General features: G+C 73.5%; 14 protein-coding genes. 8 read left to right on the top strand and 6 right to left on the bottom strand.

The genetic code is table 11. From position 1 onward, the window contains the following. The first annotated feature begins 77 nt into the window (after positions 1-77). The 3 genes from IEY78_RS26995 (at position 78) to IEY78_RS26985 (ending at position 3,409) form a co-directional block, all read left to right on the top strand. Entirely contained in the window at positions 78-1,571 is a 1,494-nt protein-coding gene (locus IEY78_RS26995; protein WP_189102574.1) for an aromatic amino acid ammonia-lyase, read from the top strand. A gap of 166 nt (positions 1,572-1,737) precedes the next feature. Further along, positions 1,738-2,694 (top strand): MurR/RpiR family transcriptional regulator, encoded by a 957-nt coding sequence (locus IEY78_RS26990; protein WP_189102573.1) that lies wholly within the window; start codon positions 1,738-1,740, stop codon positions 2,692-2,694. A 130-nt stretch (positions 2,695-2,824) separates the two neighbouring features. Then, positions 2,825-3,409: a hypothetical protein gene (locus IEY78_RS26985; RefSeq protein WP_189102572.1), complete on the top strand. Its 585-nt coding sequence runs from the start codon at positions 2,825-2,827 to the stop codon at positions 3,407-3,409. Positions 3,410-3,572: 163 nt separating this feature from the next. On the opposite strand, the gene IEY78_RS26980 is transcribed toward IEY78_RS26985, so the two are convergent. From IEY78_RS26980 to IEY78_RS26960, 5 genes are all read right to left on the bottom strand, one after another. Continuing rightward, entirely contained in the window at positions 3,573-4,907 is a 1,335-nt protein-coding gene (locus IEY78_RS26980; RefSeq protein WP_189102571.1) for a type III PLP-dependent enzyme domain-containing protein, read from the bottom strand. A gap of 936 nt (positions 4,908-5,843) precedes the next feature. Further along, entirely contained in the window at positions 5,844-6,839 is a 996-nt protein-coding gene (locus IEY78_RS26975) for an ABC transporter permease (RefSeq protein ID WP_229700199.1), read from the bottom strand. Further along, entirely contained in the window at positions 6,836-7,855 is a 1,020-nt protein-coding gene (locus tag IEY78_RS26970; RefSeq protein WP_189102570.1) for an ABC transporter ATP-binding protein, read from the bottom strand. The genes IEY78_RS26975 and IEY78_RS26970 overlap by 4 nt, the downstream gene beginning before the upstream one ends. After that, positions 7,852-8,238: a transcriptional regulator gene (locus IEY78_RS26965; RefSeq protein WP_189102569.1), complete on the bottom strand. Its 387-nt coding sequence runs from the start codon at positions 8,236-8,238 to the stop codon at positions 7,852-7,854. Before IEY78_RS26965 ends, IEY78_RS26970 begins: the two co-directional genes overlap by 4 nt. After that, a complete protein-coding gene (locus IEY78_RS26960) occupies positions 8,235-8,741 on the bottom strand; it encodes a hypothetical protein (protein WP_189102568.1) in 507 nt (168 codons plus the stop codon). Before IEY78_RS26960 ends, IEY78_RS26965 begins: the two co-directional genes overlap by 4 nt. Positions 8,742-8,961: 220 nt before the next feature. Between IEY78_RS26960 and hutU the strand changes: the two genes are divergently transcribed. The 4 genes from hutU to hutI are packed head-to-tail and all read left to right on the top strand — an operon-like array spanning position 8,962 to position 14,409. Next, entirely contained in the window at positions 8,962-10,626 is a 1,665-nt protein-coding gene (gene hutU, locus IEY78_RS26955) for a urocanate hydratase (RefSeq protein WP_189102567.1), read from the top strand. Continuing rightward, positions 10,623-11,861 carry an allantoate amidohydrolase gene (locus tag IEY78_RS26950; RefSeq protein ID WP_189102565.1) on the top strand — a complete coding sequence of 413 codons (1,239 nt, stop codon included), beginning with the start codon at positions 10,623-10,625 and terminating at the stop codon, positions 11,859-11,861. Before hutU ends, IEY78_RS26950 begins: the two co-directional genes overlap by 4 nt. Next, positions 11,852-13,210: a formimidoylglutamate deiminase gene (locus tag IEY78_RS26945; RefSeq protein WP_189102563.1), complete on the top strand. Its 1,359-nt coding sequence runs from the start codon at positions 11,852-11,854 to the stop codon at positions 13,208-13,210. The genes IEY78_RS26950 and IEY78_RS26945 overlap by 10 nt, the downstream gene beginning before the upstream one ends. 17 nt (positions 13,211-13,227) lie before the next feature. Then, positions 13,228-14,409: an imidazolonepropionase gene (hutI, locus tag IEY78_RS26940; protein ID WP_189102562.1), complete on the top strand. Its 1,182-nt coding sequence runs from the start codon at positions 13,228-13,230 to the stop codon at positions 14,407-14,409. 140 nt (positions 14,410-14,549) lie between these two features. On the opposite strand, the gene IEY78_RS26935 is transcribed toward hutI, so the two are convergent. Beyond that, the gene (locus tag IEY78_RS26935) at positions 14,550-15,488 is read right to left on the bottom strand and encodes an RNA polymerase sigma factor SigF (RefSeq protein ID WP_189102560.1); all 939 of its coding nucleotides are present in this window, start codon (positions 15,486-15,488) and stop codon (positions 14,550-14,552) included. Between the two features lie 261 nt (positions 15,489-15,749). Between IEY78_RS26935 and IEY78_RS26930 the strand changes: the two genes are divergently transcribed. Next, positions 15,750-16,118, top strand: coding sequence for an STAS domain-containing protein (locus IEY78_RS26930; protein ID WP_006605202.1), 369 nt, complete (start codon positions 15,750-15,752; stop codon positions 16,116-16,118). Positions 16,119-16,250: the final 132 nt, after the last annotated feature.

The following is a 16,250-nucleotide window of genomic DNA, read 5'->3' as shown; positions in this document are numbered from 1 at the left end:
CACCGTACGGAACGTGGTGTCGGACTTACGTTCATAAATGGCGCTATATGAGGGAGTTGAGCCCCTTGGTTTCTCACATGCTGGACACCAGCCGACGGGCCGGCCGGCGCATCACGCTCGACGGCACCGCCCTCCACACGGCCGACATCGCCGCCCTCGCGGAGCGCACCGCCCACCCCGCCGCGCCGGACCCCACCGCGTACGCCCGCGCCGCCGAGTCCTGGGAGACCGCCCGCCGCCTCGCCGCCACCGGTCGCGTCTACGGGCGCAGCACCGGCGTCGGCGCCAACCGCACGGAGGACGTCGGGGCCGCCGGCGCGGCCGGTGCCGATCACGGGCTGCGGCTGCTGCGCAGCCACGCCGGCGGGATCGGCGACCCGCTGCCCGCCCGGGAGGTCCGCGCCATGCTCGCGGTGCGCGCCAACCAGCTGCTGGCGGGCGGCGCCGGCCTGCGCCCCGGCGTCATCACCGCGCTGCTCACCGCCCTGGACACCGGGGCGCACCCGGTCGTCCACGAACACGGCGCGGTCGGCACCGGCGATCTGGCCGCGCTCGCCCAGACCGGCCTCGCGCTGGCCGGCGAACACCCCTGGCACTGCGCCCCCGGCGCCCGCGCCCCCGCCCCGATCGCCCTGGACAACAACGACGCCCTCGCCCTGATCAGCAGCAACGCCCTCACCCTCGGCCAGTCCGCGCTCGCCCTCGACGAGCTGCGGCGGCTGCTCGCCGCCTCCCTCCCCGTCGCCGCGCTCTCCCTGCTCGCGGTCGGCGGCTCCTACGAACCCTTCGCCGAGCCGGTGCTGCGCGCCCGCCCGCACCCCGGCTCCGCGGCCGCCGCCACCCGGCTGCGGGCCCTCTCCGGCGTCCCGCCCCGCCCCGCGCCGCCGCTCGGCCGCATCCAGGACCCCTACGGCTTCCGCTGCCTCCCGCAGATCCACGGCCCCGCGCTGGACGCCGCCGACACCCTCGACGGGGTGCTGACCGTCGAGGTCAACGCCGCCGCCGAGAACCCCCTGATCAGCATCGAGGATCAGGCCGCCTACCACCACGGCAACTTCTACGCCGCCCACGCCGGCCTCGCCCTGGACACCTTCCGGCTGGCGGTGCTGCAGACCGCCCGGCTCTCCACCGCCCGGCTCGCCGCGCTCTCCGAGCCCGACCTCACCCGGCTGCGGCCGTTCCTGGGCGACGCGGCGCCGGCCAGCTCCGGCGTGATGATCCTCGAATACGCGGCCGGCGCGGCGCTCGGCGAGATGCGCGCGGTCTCCCACCCGGCCTCGCTCGGCCACGCCGTCCTCTCCCGGGGCGTCGAGGAACAGGCCAGCTTCGCCTCCCTGGGCGCCCGCCAGACCCTGCGCGCCTGCACCTACTACCGCCAGGTCCTCGCCTGCGAACTCGTCGCCGCCGTACGGGCCCTGCGGATGCGCTCCCTGGAACCCGACCCGGGCCTCCCCCTCGCCACCGCCTTCCGGCGCGCGTCCGGGGCCCTCGACCCGCGGATGGAGGACCGTCCGCTGACCGATGATGTGGCGGTGGCGGCGGGGCTGCTGGACGAGCTGGCGGAGCTGTGAGCGAGGCGGCGTCCGGCGGGCCGCTCCCGGCCGGCCGGACGGCCCCGGGGCCGGGGTCGCGGGTACGGCCGGATCCCGACGCCTGTCCGGGACCGGAGCGGGCCGGGAATTCCGTACAGTCGGTCGACACAGGACAAGGCCCCGACCGGGCCGGGAAGCAGAGGCGATGAGCGGGGACGGGGACAACGGCGGCGTCGGCGGCGCGGCCGGCGACGGGGCGACGGACGGGGTCGCGGCGGCGGAGGGCGCCGGCGGGGCGCCGGGCGCGACGGGCGGTGCGGCCGAGACGGGCACCGGGACCGCCGCCCGGCTCCAGAAGCTCTTCGAGGGGCACCGGCTGACGCCCACCCAGCGCCGGATCGCCCACTGCATGGTGCGCCGGGCCGCCGACGCCCCCTTCCTCTCCAGCGTCGAACTGGCCGAACTCGCCGGCGTCAGCCAGCCGTCCGTCACCCGCTTCGCGGTCGCCCTGGGCTTCGACGGCTACCCGGCGCTGCGCCGCCATCTGCGCGAGGTGGCGCCCAGCGGGGGAGCCGCCGAGGCCGGCAGCGCCAACGAGTACCAGCAGGCCGTCCAGGCGGAGATCGACAACCTCCGGCAGCTCGCCGCCGCCCTCACCGACCCCGGGCCGGTGGCCGAGGCGGGCCGCCTCTTCGCCGCCTCCCGCCCGCTGCTCGTCCTCGGGCTGCGCGCCGCCACCGCCCAGGCCGCCGGCTTCACCTACTTCGCCCGCAAGGTCCACCCCGACGTCCGGCTCCTGGACGAGGGCGGCACCCTGCTCACCGACCGCATCGACGCCGCCGTCCGCGCCGGCGCGAGCGCGCTGCTCTGCTTCGCCCTGCCCCGCCACCCGCGCGAGGTCGTCGAGGCGCTGGAGTACGCCCGGGCCGCCGGGCTGCGGATCGTCACCGTCGCCGACAGCGCCTTCGCCCCGGTCGCCCACCACACCGACCTGCTGCTGCCCGCCCCCGTCGGCACCGGGCTGTCCTTCGACACGGCCTGTGCCCCCATGCTGCTGGGCCGGGTCCTGCTGGAGGCGATGTGCGACGCCCTCCCGGACGCCCAGGCCCGCCTGGAGGAATTCGACGCGCGGGCGGCGGAGCGCGGGCTGTTCGTCGAGTGAGCGGCGGCGGGCCCCGGGCGCCGGGGACGCGCCGTCTCAGGCAATCCTCATCCCGGCTGGCTACGCTCCGCCGCCGTACGGCTGTGCGGACAGAAGGGGGCACAGCGGTCTCGGGGCGAGGAGGTCTGTCGTGGGACGCGGGGCATACGGGCTGGTCCGGGTGGCGGTGCTGGTACGGGCACCGGCCGGCTGGCTGTGGTGGCCGGGACTGCTGGCCGCGGGCATCGGAGCGCTGGTACCGGGGCTGACCGGCCGGACGATCGGGCTGTCGGCGGGGGCGGTGCTGGGCGCGGGTGCGGCGCTGGTGGCGTTCGCGGCCCGGCGCGGACGGTATGCGGCACTGGCCCGCGCCGCCTCGCGCGCCGGCAAGGCCGTCATTCTCCAGGACCGCTCGGTCACCGTTCGCACCTGGCGGCGGGCCCACCGCTGGTGGCTGCTGCTCGCCTTCCTGGCGGCGGTCGCCTCGTCGTGCGTGCTGCCGGCCGCGGGCGGGCTGCTGATGGCCGGGGCCGCGCTCGGCCTGTGGGGCAAGGCGCGGTGGCTGGGCCGCTGGGAGCGGCGGCACGAGGCGCTGCTGTGGGTCCGGACCGAGGCCACCCGGCGCGGCGGCGCCGCGGGCAAGGAGGTCCGCGCGTACTTGCTGACCGGTACGGCGGCCGGTGACGCGGGGCCGGGTGGGGCGCGGGCGTCGGGCGGGGTGCGGGGCGGTCGGTGAGGGGGCGGCTGTTGGGGGCTTGGGGGCTTGGGGGCTGGGGGCTGCGCGGCTTGGGCCTGGGGCCTGCGCGGCTTGGGGCGTTGGGGTTGCGGGGGTTGGGGGCCCGGGCCACCGGCCTGTTCGTCTCGTGGGCTCGTGGCCTGGTGGTCTTGCGGCTCGGGGCCTACTGCCTGCCCAGGTCGTGGAGTGACTCCGCGTGGGCGCCGCCGCTCTCCGCGGTGAGGTCCTCCAGCGTCTGCGGGGTGCGGACGGTGGCGAAGCGGACGGTGCCGTCCGGGTCCGCCGCGTAGCCGTAAACCCCGGGGCGGGGGAGGGAGTTGTAGGCGAAGTGGGTGGAGAAATAGTACGCCCCGGTGTCCAGGAGGGCGGCATGATCGCCGGACTCCAGGAGCGGGAGCGGACGGTTCTCGGCGACCAGATCACCGGCGAAGCAGCACGGCCCCGCGACGTCCTGCGCCACCGGAGCACCCGTCTTGGGACGGCCCTCGGCGTCGTAGGCCGCGACCCGGATCGGCCAGGACTCGGGGACGAACACCGTACGGGTGGCGACCTGGGCACCGGCATGGGTGACCGCGATCGGCCGGCCGCCCGCCGACTTCGCGTACTCGACGCGGGCGAGGACCGTGCCGTGCTTGGCCAGCAGCGAGCGGCCGAACTCGGTGACCAGCCCGTAGCGTCCGGACAGCAGCCCGGGCACGGTGGCGTGGAGCTGCGCGACGTATTCGCGGTAGGTCGGGGTGACGGCGTCCGAGGAGAAGTTCACCGGCAGCCCGCCGCCGATGTCGAGGGTGTCGACCTGGCGCCGGCCGGCCCGCTCGTTGATCTCCTCCGCGAGGACGTACAGGGCCCGCACGCCCGCGGTCATCAGCTCCATCGGCATGCCCTGGGAACCGACATGGGCGTGCAGCCGGGTCAGCCACGGGCGGTCGAGGAAGGCGCGCACGACCCACTCACGGGCGCCCTCGTCCCGCAGCCCGACACCGAACTTGGAGGTGTCGGTGGCGGTGCTCATCGCCCCGATGCTGCCGCCGCCGATCTGGGGGTTGACCCGCAGACCGAGGGGGGCATCGCTCGGCGCGGAGGCCATCAGGGCGTCGATACGGGCCAGTTCCTCGGGGTTGTCCGCGTTGACGGCGATCCCGAGGGCCAGCGCCTCCCGCAGCTCGGCCCGGGTCTTGGCCGGCGAATCCAGCACCGTCCGCGCCACGGGCACCCCGGCGGCACGGGCCAGCGCCAGCTCACCGGGGCTGGCCACCTCACACCCGAGACCCTCCTGCGCCAGCACCCGCAGCACCGGTACGAGCGAGGCCGCCTTCACCGCAAAGGCGTGCAGCACCGGGGTGCCTGGGGCGGTGAACTCGTCGAAGGCGGCCCGCAGCTCGGCCGCTGACCGCCGGATCCCGGCAATATCGAGCAGCCCGACCACGGGCTCCCCGGCCCCCACCAGTCCTTCGGCAACGGCGGCCCGTACGGCCCGGTCTCGGTCCGTGAAGTTCATGGGACAACTTCACCATTGAGTGGGGGCCTCACGCCAACCGATACGAAGCCCTCGGCCCGCCTCCAGCTGCCCCTGATGCGTCAGCGGGGCCTCGCCGCTGGGCCTTCCGGTTGATCGGAGCCCTCTCCGGAGGGCCCGCTGAGAAGCCCCCATGAGAAGCCCCCACGAGAGGCCCCCGATGAGAGGCTCCCGTCGAGAGACCCCTCAGAGCCTTCGGGGGCGTCGGCTGGGGACGAAGCTGCCAGTGGCCTCGGGGGAAGGCCCGGCGGACGGCCTGTGTGGGACGGCCCGGCACACGGGCTCACTGGACCGTGCCCACCAGCCCACCAGCCCACCAGCCCACCTGGGCACCTGCGCACCTGCCCACCGGCGAAGCCCCACCGCTCACCAGCCCACGGGGCCCTGGCTGGGACAGGCCCGCCGGCCCGCTGGCTCACAGATTTGCTGACGTACTGGCCCGCCGGCTCACCGGCCGACTCTGCCGCTACCGTGCCGTGTGTGCCCCCGCACGGCCCGACACCTGTCGGACCGCGCGAGCAGCATCAAGATCGCACGGTGCCTGAGCCCACGTAGCCCCCAGTCACTAGGACCCGAGACCACGCAGCCCCCGGGCCACGCGGCCCCGAGCCCACGCGGCCCCGAGGGCATGTGGTCGCCGGACCCGGCACGGCCCGGAGGTGAGGGCCGCAGCACCGAGACCACGCAGCCCCGGGCCACGCAGCCCCCGGGCCACGCGGCCCCGAGACCGTGCGGCCCCGGACCAGGCTCGCCCGGCGGCCACGGGACGTCCGGGCCGGGTCACGGGACGTCCGAGCCACGGAACGTCCGGGCCGAGCCACGGGACGCCCGAGGTCACGGGGCACCCAGAGCTACTGAGCCACCCAGCACCACGCGGACGCCCCAGCCCCAGACCCCAGCCCACCCGGCACACTCCCCTCACGCCCCCTGGCTGCCGCTGAGGCCCGCCTTGCGGTGGCGTTCGGAGAGGCGGGAGCCGGATTCGCGGCGGGCGGCGCGGCGGAGCAGGGGGATGGCGAGGAGGAAGCCGGCGACGGCCCAGGCGCCGAGTATCAGGGCCACCTTCGGCAGCTCCCAGGAGCCGGCCACTTCCGCGGCGCGTGCGGCGTCCGGCAGCAGGGCCGAGCGCAGGCCCTGGGCCATCCACCTGAGCGGGAAGACCGAGGCGATCTTCTGGACCAGGGAGGGCAGCGAGCCGAGCGGGAACATCGCTCCCGAGGTGAACAGCAGCGCCATCGTGGGCAGCATGATCAGCGCGAGCGCCTCGCGCGGGTTCGGCAGCACGGCGCCGATGGCCGCGCCCAGCGGTACGACGGCGAGCAGCCCCAGCGCACTGACCCACAGCAGCGTCAGCCAGCCGTCGGGCCCGTGCGGCAGCGGCCCGTCCACCAGCAGCGCGGCGGCCCCCAGCAGCAGCACCAGGGTGCCGAAGGCCATCGCGACCACCAGCAGCGACTTGGCGATGAGATAGGCGGGTATGCCGCCGGGGGTGGCCCGCAGCCGCAGCAGGGTGCCCTCCTCGCGCTCGGTCACCAGAATCTGCGGGAGGTTGACCAGCCCGATCTGGAACAGCAGATAGGCGGAGAAGCCCGCGAGCGTCAGATGGGCCATGGGGACGTGGGTGCCGGGCACCTTGCCGTGGAGATAGCTCGCGAGCAGCAGCGCCACGACGACATTGATCACATGGCCGCTCATCTCCTTGGGATTCCGCAGGAGATGGCGGAGTTCTATCCGCCCGCGCAGGAGGCCCGAGCGCCAGGAACGGCGGCGGGAGCCCGCTGCGGCCTTCCCCGGCGCCGCGCCTTCCGCGTCGATCCCCTCCGCGGTGGCTGTGGCCGTGGCAGTGCCCGTGGCCGTGCCTGTGTCCGTCGCCGCCGTCGCTTCCGGTGCGGGTGTCATCTCGGTCCCCCTCATGCGGCTCGTTCCTTCCCCTCCGGGGCGTCGGCCCCGCTTCCGGCTCCGGCCCCGGCCCCGGTCCCGTCCCCAGCTATGCCGCCGTCCCCGTGTCCGTCGTCCTGGTGGACCATGTGCAGATAGGTGTCCTCCAGCGTCGGGCGGCGGACCTCCAGATCGGCGATCGGTCCGCCCGTCTCCTGGTGCAGCTCCCAGACCAGCTGGGACGGGTCGGCGGTGCGCTCCTGGCGGGCCGTGCCGTCGGGTGCGGTCCAGCGGACCTCGGCCTGGGCGGCGGCCCGCCGGGCGAGTTCCGCCGGGGTGCCGCAGATCCGGATCCGGCCGTTGACCAGCATCGCTATCCGGTCGGCCAGTCGTTCGGCCTCCGCGAGATCGTGCGTGGTGAGCAGGATCGTCACGCCCTCGTCGCGGGCGAGGCGCTCGACCAGATCGTGGAAGTCGCGCCGGGCCTCGGGGTCGAAGCCGGTGGTCGGCTCGTCCAGGAAGAGGATTTCGGGGCGGCCGACGATCGCCAGGGCCACGTCCAGACGCCTGCGCTGCCCGCCGGACAGCTGGCCGACCTGCCGCCCGGCCTGCTTGGTCAGGCCGACCAGGGCCAGCAGCTCGGACGGGTCGCGGGGGTGCGGGTAGTACGTGGCGAAGTGCGCCAGCAGCTCGGCGACCTGCCAGCGGCGGTGGTCGCGCCAGTACTGGAGCACCAGGCCGACCCGGCCGCGCCAGGCGTCGTCCCCGCGCGCCGGGTCCGTCCCCAGGACGCGGACCTCCCCGGCGGACCGCTGCCGGAAGCCCTCCAGGATCTCGACCGTGGTGGTCTTCCCGGCGCCGTTGGGGCCGAGCAGGGCGAAGATCTCGCCGCGGTGGATCTCCAGGTCGATGCCGTGCAGGACGGTGGCGCCGCCGTACGACATCCGCAAGTCCCGCACCTGGACGACGCCTTCGCGGGCTCCGCCGGATCCCGGGGCCGCCCCGGGCGTGCTCGCCGCCGCGGTCGTGGTCGGATGTTCGGTCGTGGTCATCGGCCCGCCTCCGCGTGCTGTTGCCGGTCCTGTGTCCGTGAGGTGCTCGCCGCGGCGGACTCCGTCGCCGCAGTGGTGTCCGCCGCCGGTCCCGCGCCCTCGACGATGGCCCGCAGCGCGGCCACATGTCCGTCGAAGGCGGAGCGGCCGCGGCCGGTCAGCCGGACCTTGGTGCGCCGCTTGCGGCCGGCACCCTCCTTGTGGATCTCCAGATATCCGGCCTCTCCCAGGGTGTGCAGCTGCTTGGAGAGCGCGGAGTCGCTGAGCGAGAGGCTGTCGCGGATGAAGGAGAAGTCGGCCCACTCCGTGGCGGCGAGAAGGGCCACCACGGACAGGCGGGTGGAGGGGTGGATCAGTTCGTCGAAGCCGCTCGGCGTGCTCATCGGCCCACCCTTTCCGGGACGGCTCTCGTCCCGCGGTCGCGCAGGGCGCTGACCGCCCAGCGGTTCGCCGGGCCGACGAAGAGCACGAAGGCGCCGGTCGACACGGTGGCCTGGATCAGGCTGGCGAACGGCAGTGCCAGCCGGTCGGCCACGAAGCCCGAGGCCACGATGGTCACGAGGGTGACCGCCATGCCCGCGAAGAAGGTGGCGAACGACCGCCAGCTGTGGCGCGAGCGGTGCAGCCGGATCCGGCTTCTGCGGTTGTGGATTACCGCGACGGTGCTCAATACGGCGAAGTAGGCGGTCAGTACCAGCCAGAACGCCCACATGGGCAGATCCAGGCCCGTGACGGCGAGGAACACCCACATCACGGCGGCCGTGACGTACGTCGGCCCGGCGTCGCTCCGGGCGCTTCTCTCGACCTCGTCGTAGACCCGCTCCTGCGGTACCCGGATGCGCTGCAGATCCTGCCAGGCCCGTTCGGCATCCACCGGTGTGCTCATGGCCATCGCCTCCCCAAGGCGGTCGTGCTAACCCCGTTGACTTTCCCATCGGGAAAGCTAACCCAGACTTTCCCGGTGGGCAAGTCAAATAATCCTCCGTCGGTCGGCCGATTCCCGCGCCTCGCGGCGTGTGCCGCCCCCGCATCCTGTTGACTAACGCTATTCACCGACATCAGTATGTGAATAGCTCAATCCATTCGACGTCAGGGAGGCACGGCCCATGTCGGGACCGCGACCCGTGCGGGCACCGCGCGGTACGGAGCTGAGTGCTCGGGGATGGCAGCAGGAAGCCGCGCTGCGCATGCTGCAGAACAACCTCGATCCGGAGGTGGCCGAACACCCGGACCAGCTCGTCGTCTACGGCGGTACCGGCAAGGCCGCGCGCGACTGGCGCTCCTTCGACGCGATGGTGCGCACGCTCACCACGCTCAAGCAGGACGAGACGATGCTCGTCCAGTCCGGCCGGCCGGTCGGCGTGATGCAGACGCACGAGTGGGCGCCGCGGGTGCTCATCGCCAACTCCAACCTCGTCGGCGACTGGGCCAACTGGGAGGAGTTCCGCCGCCTGGAGGCCCTCGGCCTGACCATGTACGGGCAGATGACCGCCGGTTCGTGGATCTACATCGGCACCCAGGGCATCCTCCAGGGCACGTACGAGACCTTCGCGGCCGTCGCGGCGAAGAAGTTCGGCGGCACCCTGGCCGGGACGATCACGCTCACCGCCGGCCTCGGCGGCATGGGCGGCGCCCAGCCGCTCGCCGTCACCATGAACGACGGCGTCGCGATCTGCATCGACGTCGACCCGCGCGCCATCGAGCGCCGTATCGAGCACCGCTACCTGGACGTGAGGGCGGACAGCCTCAAGCACGCCCTCGAACTCGCCGTCGAGGCCCGCGACCGGCGCAAGCCGCTGTCCATCGGCCTGCTCGGCAACGCCGCCGAGCTGCTGCCGCAGATGCTCGCCGAGGGCGCGCCGATCGACATCGTCACCGACCAGACCAGCGCCCACGACCCGCTGGCCTACCTCCCGGTCGGCATCGACTTCGACGACATGGCCGCCTACGCCGCCGCGAAGCCCGCCGACTTCACCCAGCGGGCGCGCGAGTCGATGGCCCGGCACGTCGAGGCCATGGTCGGCTTCATGGACGCCGGCGCCGAGGTCTTCGACTACGGCAACTCGATCCGCGGCGAGGCCCAACTCGCCGGATACGAGCGGGCCTTCGCCTTCCCCGGCTTCGTCCCCGCCTACATCCGCCCGCTGTTCGCCGAGGGCAAGGGGCCGTTCCGCTGGGCCGCGCTGTCCGGCGACGCCCGGGACATCGCCGCCACCGACAAGGCGATCCTGGACCTCTTCCCGGAGAACGAGTCGCTGGCCCGCTGGATCAAGCTGGCCGGTGAGCGCGTCCACTTCCAGGGCCTGCCCGCCCGGATCTGCTGGCTCGGCTACGGCGAGCGCGACAAGGCCGGCGAGCGCTTCAACGAGATGGTCGCCGACGGGACGCTCAAGGCTCCGCTGGCCATCGGCCGAGACCACCTCGACTGCGGCTCCGTCGCCTCGCCCTACCGCGAGACCGAGGCCATGAAGGACGGCTCGGACGCGATCGCCGACTGGCCGCTGCTCAACGCCATGGTCAATGTCGCCTCGGGCGCCTCCTGGGTCTCGCTGCACCACGGCGGCGGCGTCGGCATGGGCCGTTCGATCCACGCCGGCCAGGTCACCGTCGCCGACGGCACCCCGCTGGCCGGCGAGAAGATCCGCCGGGTGCTCACCAACGACCCCGGCATGGGCGTCATCCGGCACGTCGACGCGGGCTACGAGCGCGCCGACGAGGTGGCCGCCGAGCGCGGGGTCCGCATCCCGATGCGCGAGGGCGAGGGCGCGTGACCGCCTCGTTCCACGAGATGTGGGAGGAGTTGCGGCCGCTGGGCCGCGACTCCTCCTCCGGGGGCTACCGCCGCTACGCCTGGACCGGGGCCGACACCGACTGCCGCGCGTGGTTCCGGTCGCAGGCCGAGGCCCGCGGGCTCGCCTACGAGCTGGACCGCAACGGCAACCAGTGGGCCTGGCTCGGCGCCACCGGCCACCAGGACGTGGCCCCCGGCGACGCCGTCGTCACCGGCTCCCACCTGGACTCTGTGCCGGACGGCGGCGCCTTCGACGGCCCGCTGGGCGTCGTCTCCTCCTTCGCCGCGCTGGACGAACTCCGCCGGAGGGGAGCGGAGTTCGGCAAGCCCCTGGCGATCGTCAACTTCGGCGACGAGGAGGGCGCCCGCTTCGGCCTGGCCTGCGTGGGCTCCCGGCTCGCCGCCGGCGCGCTGACCCCCGAGGCCGCGCACCGGCTGCGCGACGGCGACGGCGTCAGCCTCCCGCAGGCCATGGAGCGCGCCGGATACGACCCCGACGCCATCGGACCGGACCCCGAACGGCTCGCCCGGATCGGCGCGTTCGTCGAACTCCACGTCGAGCAGGGGCGCGCCCTGGACCTGTCCGGCGACCCGGTCGGCATCGCCTCCGCCATCTGGCCGCACGGCCGCTGGCGGTTCGACTTCCGGGGCGAGGCCAACCACGCCGGCACCACCCGCCTGGAGGACCGCCGCGACCCGATGCTCAGCTACGCCGCGACCGTGCTCGCCGCGCGGGAGCAGGCCCGGCTGGCCGGCGCCCTGGCCACCTTCGGGAAGATCAGCGTGGAGCCGAACGGGGTCAACGCCATCCCCTCGCTCGTGCGCGGCTGGCTGGACTCCCGGGCGCCCGACCAGGACACCCTGGACACCGTGATCACCGGGATCGAGCAGGCGGCCGCCGAGCGCGCCGCCCGCGACGGCGTGGACCTGAGCGTCGTCCGGGAATCCTTCACGCCCGTCGTGGAGTTCCAGCACGCCCTGCGGGACGAGCTGAGCGCGATCCTCGGCAAGGGGCGGGAGCGGGCCGTGCCGGTGCTGGGCACCGGCGCCGGGCACGACGCCGGTATTTTGTCCGGTACCGTCCCCACCGCCATGCTGTTCGTACGCAACCCGACCGGGGTGTCGCACTCACCCGCCGAAGCGGCGGCGGAGGACGACTGCGCCGCCGGGGTCACCGCACTCGCCGACGTACTGGAGGGGCTGGCGTGCCGCTGACGACGCAGGCCGCACCGACGACCTACTGGCTCGAACACGCCTGGCTCGACACGCACGTCGAGCCGGGCGTGGCCGTGGACGTCGCGGACGGGCGGATCACGGCCGTCCGCACCGGCGTCGACACCCCGCCGCCCGGCGCCACCACGCTGCGCGGGCTGACCCTGCCCGGTCTCGCCAACGCCCACTCGCACGCCTTCCACCGCGCCCTGCGCGGCACCGTGCAGGTCGGCACCGGCACCTTCTGGACCTGGCGCGAGGTCATGTACGGCGTCGCCGACAAGCTCACCCCCGACACCTACTACGCCCTCGCCCGGGCCGTCTACGCCGAGATGGCGCTGGCCGGCATCACCTGCGTCGGCGAATTCCACTACCTCCACCACGCGCCCGGCGGCACCCGCTACAGCGACCCCAACGCCATGGGCGAGGCGCTGCTCGCGGCCGCCGCCGACGCCGGTATCCGCATCACCCTCCTCGACACCGCCTACCTCTCGGCCGGCTTCGGGGCCCCGCCCAACCACCACCAGCTGCGCTTCTCCGACGGCACCGCCGAGAGCTGGGCCCAGCGCGCCGACGCCCTCAAGGAGGGCCACGGGCACGCCCGCATCGGCGCCGCCGTCCACTCCGTACGCGCCGTGCCCGCCGCCCAGCTCGCCACCGTCGCCGAATGGGCCCGCGCGCGGCAGGCCCCGCTGCACGTCCACCTCTCGGAGCAGACCGCCGAGAACGACGCCTGCCACCAGGCCCACGGCCGCACCCCCACCCAACTGCTCTCCGAGCACGGGGTGCTGGGCCCGCGCACCACGGCCGTGCACGCCACCCACCTCACCGGCGAGGACGTCGAGCTGCTCGGCGACTCCGGCACCGGCGTGTGCATGTGCCCCACCACCGAACGCGACCTGGCCGACGGGATCGGCCCGGCCGCCCGCCTCCAGGGCCGCGGCAGCACGCTGTCCCTCGGCAGCGACAGCCACGCCGTCATCGACCTGCTCGAAGAGGCCCGCGCCATGGAGCTGGACGAACGGCTGCGCACCCGAAGGCGCGGGCACTGGACGGCCGCCGCCCTGCTGCGCGCCGCGACCGCCGACGGCCACGCGGCCCTCGGCTGGGAGGACGCCGGAGCCCTGCGCGCGGGCGCGCTGGCCGACCTCACCACGATCGCACTGGACTCCGTACGCACCGCCGGACCACTGCCCCGGCTGGGCGCCGAGACGGCGGTATTCGCCGCCTCCGCCGCGGACGTGCGACACACCATCGTCGGCGGGCGGCAGATCGTCCGCGACGGCGTGCACACTCTTCTCGCCGACGTGCCCACCGCCCTGGCAGAGTCCATCGCCGCCGTACGCGGCTGAAGGAGAACACCCCCGCGATGACGACGAACTCCGCGCCGACCACCGCCATCACCCACATCTCCCAGCTGGTCACCAACGACCCCTCCCTCGGTGAAGGCCCCCTCGGTCTGATCCAGGACGCGGCGGTCGTCATCGACGGCGACCGCATCGCCTGGGTAGGCGCCTCCAGCAAAGCACCCGCCACCGACAACGCCGTCGACGCCGCCGGCCGGGCCGCCCTTCCCGGCTTCGTCGACTCCCACTCCCACCTGGTCTTCGCCGGCGACCGCACCGCGGAGTTCAACGCCCGGATGTCCGGGCGCCCGTACTCCGCCGGCGGCATCCGCACCACGGTCGCCGCCACCCGCGCCGCCTCCGACGAGGCCCTGCACGCCAACGTCGCCCGCTACCTCGCCGAGGCGCTCCGCCAGGGCACCACCACCCAGGAGACCAAGTCCGGCTACGGCCTGACCGTCGAGGACGAGGCCCGCGCCCTGCGGATCGCCGCCGCGCACACCGACGAGGTCACCTTCCTCGGTGCCCACATCGTGTCGCCCGACTACGCCGACGACCCGGCCGGCTACGTCGACCTCGTCACCGGGCCGATGCTGGACGCCTGCGCCCCGCACGCCCGCTGGGTCGACGTGTTCTGCGAGAAGGGCGCCTTCGACGGCGACCAGGCGCGGGCGGTGCTCACCGCGGGCAAGGCCAAGGGGCTGGTGCCGCGGGTGCACGCCAACCAGCTCGGCCACGGCCCCGGCGTCCAGCTCGCCGTCGAGGTCGGCGCGGCCTCCGCCGACCACTGCACCCACCTCAGCGCCGCCGACATCGACGCGCTCGCCCAGTCCGACACGGTCGCCACCCTGCTCCCCGGCGCCGAGTTCTCCACCCGCGCCACCTGGCCCGACGCCCGCCCGCTGCTCGACGCGGGCGCCACCGTCGCGCTGTCCACGGACTGCAACCCCGGCTCGTCCTTCACGAGTTCGATGCCGTTCTGCATCGCGCTCGCCGTCCGCGACATGGGGATGACCCCCGACGAGGCGGTGTGGGCGGCGACCGCGGGCGGCGCACGGGCCCTGCGGCGTACGGACATCGGCCGGATCGCCCCCGGCGCCCGCGCCGACCTCGCCCTGCTGGACGCGCCCTCGCACGTCCACCTCGCCTACCGGCCGGGCGTCCCGCTCGTCTCGGCCGTGTGGCACAAGGGCGTCCTCGTCTGACGGCCCGCGCCGGCCGTCCAGCTAGCGGGCGGCCGGCGCACGGCAACGCGAAGGAGGGCCCGTCCCGAACAACCCCGGGGCGGGCCCTCCTTCGCGCGGGCGGCCGCCGGTCGTGGGCGACCGGCGGTGACCGCGGTGGCTCACTCGTCGATCATCAGGCCCTTGCGCAGCTTCCCCAGGGTGCGCGAGAGCAGACGGGAGACGTGCATCTGGGAGATGCCCAGCTCCTCGCCGATCTCGGACTGCGTCATGTTGGCGACGAAGCGCAGTGAGAGGATCTTGCGGTCGCGCGGCGGGAGTTCGGCGATCAGCGGCTTGAGGGACTCCACGTACTCGATGCCCTCGAGACCGTGGTCCTCGTAGCCGATGCGGTCGGCCAGCGCGCCTTCGCTGTCGTCCTCCTCGGGCTGGGCGTCCAGCGAGCTCGCGGTGTACGCGTTGCTCGCGGCCATGCCCTCGACGACCTCGTCGCGGCTGATGTCGAGGCGCTCGGCGAGCTCCTGCACGGTGGGCGCGCGGTCCAGCTTCTGCGCCAGCTCGTCGCCCGCCTTGGCGAGGTCCAGCCGCAGCTCCTGCAGCCGCCTCGGTACCCGCACCGACCAGCTGGTGTCACGGAAGAAACGCTTGATCTCGCCGATGATGGTCGGCATGGCGAACGTCGGGAACTCGACGCCGCGGCTCAGCTCGAAGCGGTCGATCGCCTTGATCAGGCCGATCGTGCCGACCTGGACGATGTCCTCCATGGGCTCGCTGCGGGAGCGGAAGCGGGAGGCCGCGAACTTCACCAGGGCGAGATTGAGCTCGACCAGCGTGTTCCGGACGTAGGCGAATTCGTGGGTGCCTTCCTCGAGGGTCTCGAACCGCTCGAAGAGGGTCTTGGACAGAGCCCTCGCGTCCACCGGGCTCACCTCGTCGAACGGCGGGATCTCGGGCAGACCGTCGATCTCAGGCTGTTCTGCGAGTTCTGATTCAGCAGGGAGCAACTGGGAAGGGATAAGCCCGGTCGGGTCGGACGGGGTTGTCGACGAAGCGGGCTGCCGGTGGTCGTCGGTACGCAATTCGTCGAGCCGGGGTGACATGGTCTCCTCCATCGTTCTCGGCATATGGCTGCCGATGCCTCTACACGAAGCTGCGGTGTGCGGCGCCTCCAAAGCCGGCCGTGTTGGATGTGTGCTTCTACGCCTACCTGGCTTTACGTGAAGATGGCAAGTGCGTGGTGTCCGTATATTGGGCAAAATGCGGATTGTTCCGGCTACCGGCCCGCGTCCGGAAGGCGTAGGGTTCGACAAGCGCAGTCGTAAGCAAACAGTCGTCTAGACAGCAATGAGGGGTGCGCACGCATGGACCGCGGGACGGTCGGCAGTGCAAGCCGGGGCCGGCTTCATGTCGAGATCCGCCATCACGGCGCCAGCGCGGTGGTGACGGTCGCGGGTGAGCTCGATCACCACACCGCGGATCTGTTGCGTGAATCACTGGAGGGGTGTGTGGACGACGGGTATGCACGCTTGGTGGTGGACTGCTCACCCCTTGAGTTCATGGACTCCACGGGACTCAACGTGCTGCTCGGTGCGCGCCTGAAGGCGGAGGCCGAGGGGGGTGCGGTCCATCTGGCCGGCATGCAGCCGGTGGTGGCCCGGGTCTTCGAGATCACCGGCGCGGAGGCGGTCTTCACGGTGCACGACTCCCTTGACGCGGCTCTGACCGACTGACGTGACGCGGTGTCCGGAACCATGCATTCCGGGCACGTAGTCCGTGTCACAACTTCCGTACCCAAGAAGTGGGTGTTCTCACGGTCCGGTCGGGCAGGAGACATCTGAATCCGTTGAATCAGTCAGCATCTG

Source organism: Streptomyces kronopolitis (assembly GCF_014646275.1).
In the GTDB taxonomy this organism is placed as follows: domain Bacteria; phylum Actinomycetota; class Actinomycetes; order Streptomycetales; family Streptomycetaceae; genus Streptomyces; species Streptomyces kronopolitis.
This window is presented reverse-complemented; position numbering and strand designations above follow the sequence as displayed.

Coding starts and splice junctions, on each gene's coding strand:
- IEY78_RS26995 (WP_189102574.1), top strand. CDS start 78: ATGCTGGACACCAGCCGACGGGCCGGCCGGCGCATCACGCTCGACGGC.
- IEY78_RS26990 (WP_189102573.1), top strand. CDS start 1,738: ATGAGCGGGGACGGGGACAACGGCGGCGTCGGCGGCGCGGCCGGCGAC.
- IEY78_RS26980 (WP_189102571.1), bottom strand. CDS start 4,907: ATGAACTTCACGGACCGAGACCGGGCCGTACGGGCCGCCGTTGCCGAA.
- IEY78_RS26975 (WP_229700199.1), bottom strand. CDS start 6,839: ATGAGGGGGACCGAGATGACACCCGCACCGGAAGCGACGGCGGCGACG.
- IEY78_RS26970 (WP_189102570.1), bottom strand. CDS start 7,855: ATGACCACGACCGAACATCCGACCACGACCGCGGCGGCGAGCACGCCC.
- IEY78_RS26965 (WP_189102569.1), bottom strand. CDS start 8,238: ATGAGCACGCCGAGCGGCTTCGACGAACTGATCCACCCCTCCACCCGC.
- IEY78_RS26960 (WP_189102568.1), bottom strand. CDS start 8,741: ATGAGCACACCGGTGGATGCCGAACGGGCCTGGCAGGATCTGCAGCGC.
- hutU (WP_189102567.1), top strand. CDS start 8,962: ATGTCGGGACCGCGACCCGTGCGGGCACCGCGCGGTACGGAGCTGAGT.
- hutI (WP_189102562.1), top strand. CDS start 13,228: ATGACGACGAACTCCGCGCCGACCACCGCCATCACCCACATCTCCCAG.
- IEY78_RS26935 (WP_189102560.1), bottom strand. CDS start 15,488: ATGTCACCCCGGCTCGACGAATTGCGTACCGACGACCACCGGCAGCCC.
- IEY78_RS26930 (WP_006605202.1), top strand. CDS start 15,750: ATGGACCGCGGGACGGTCGGCAGTGCAAGCCGGGGCCGGCTTCATGTC.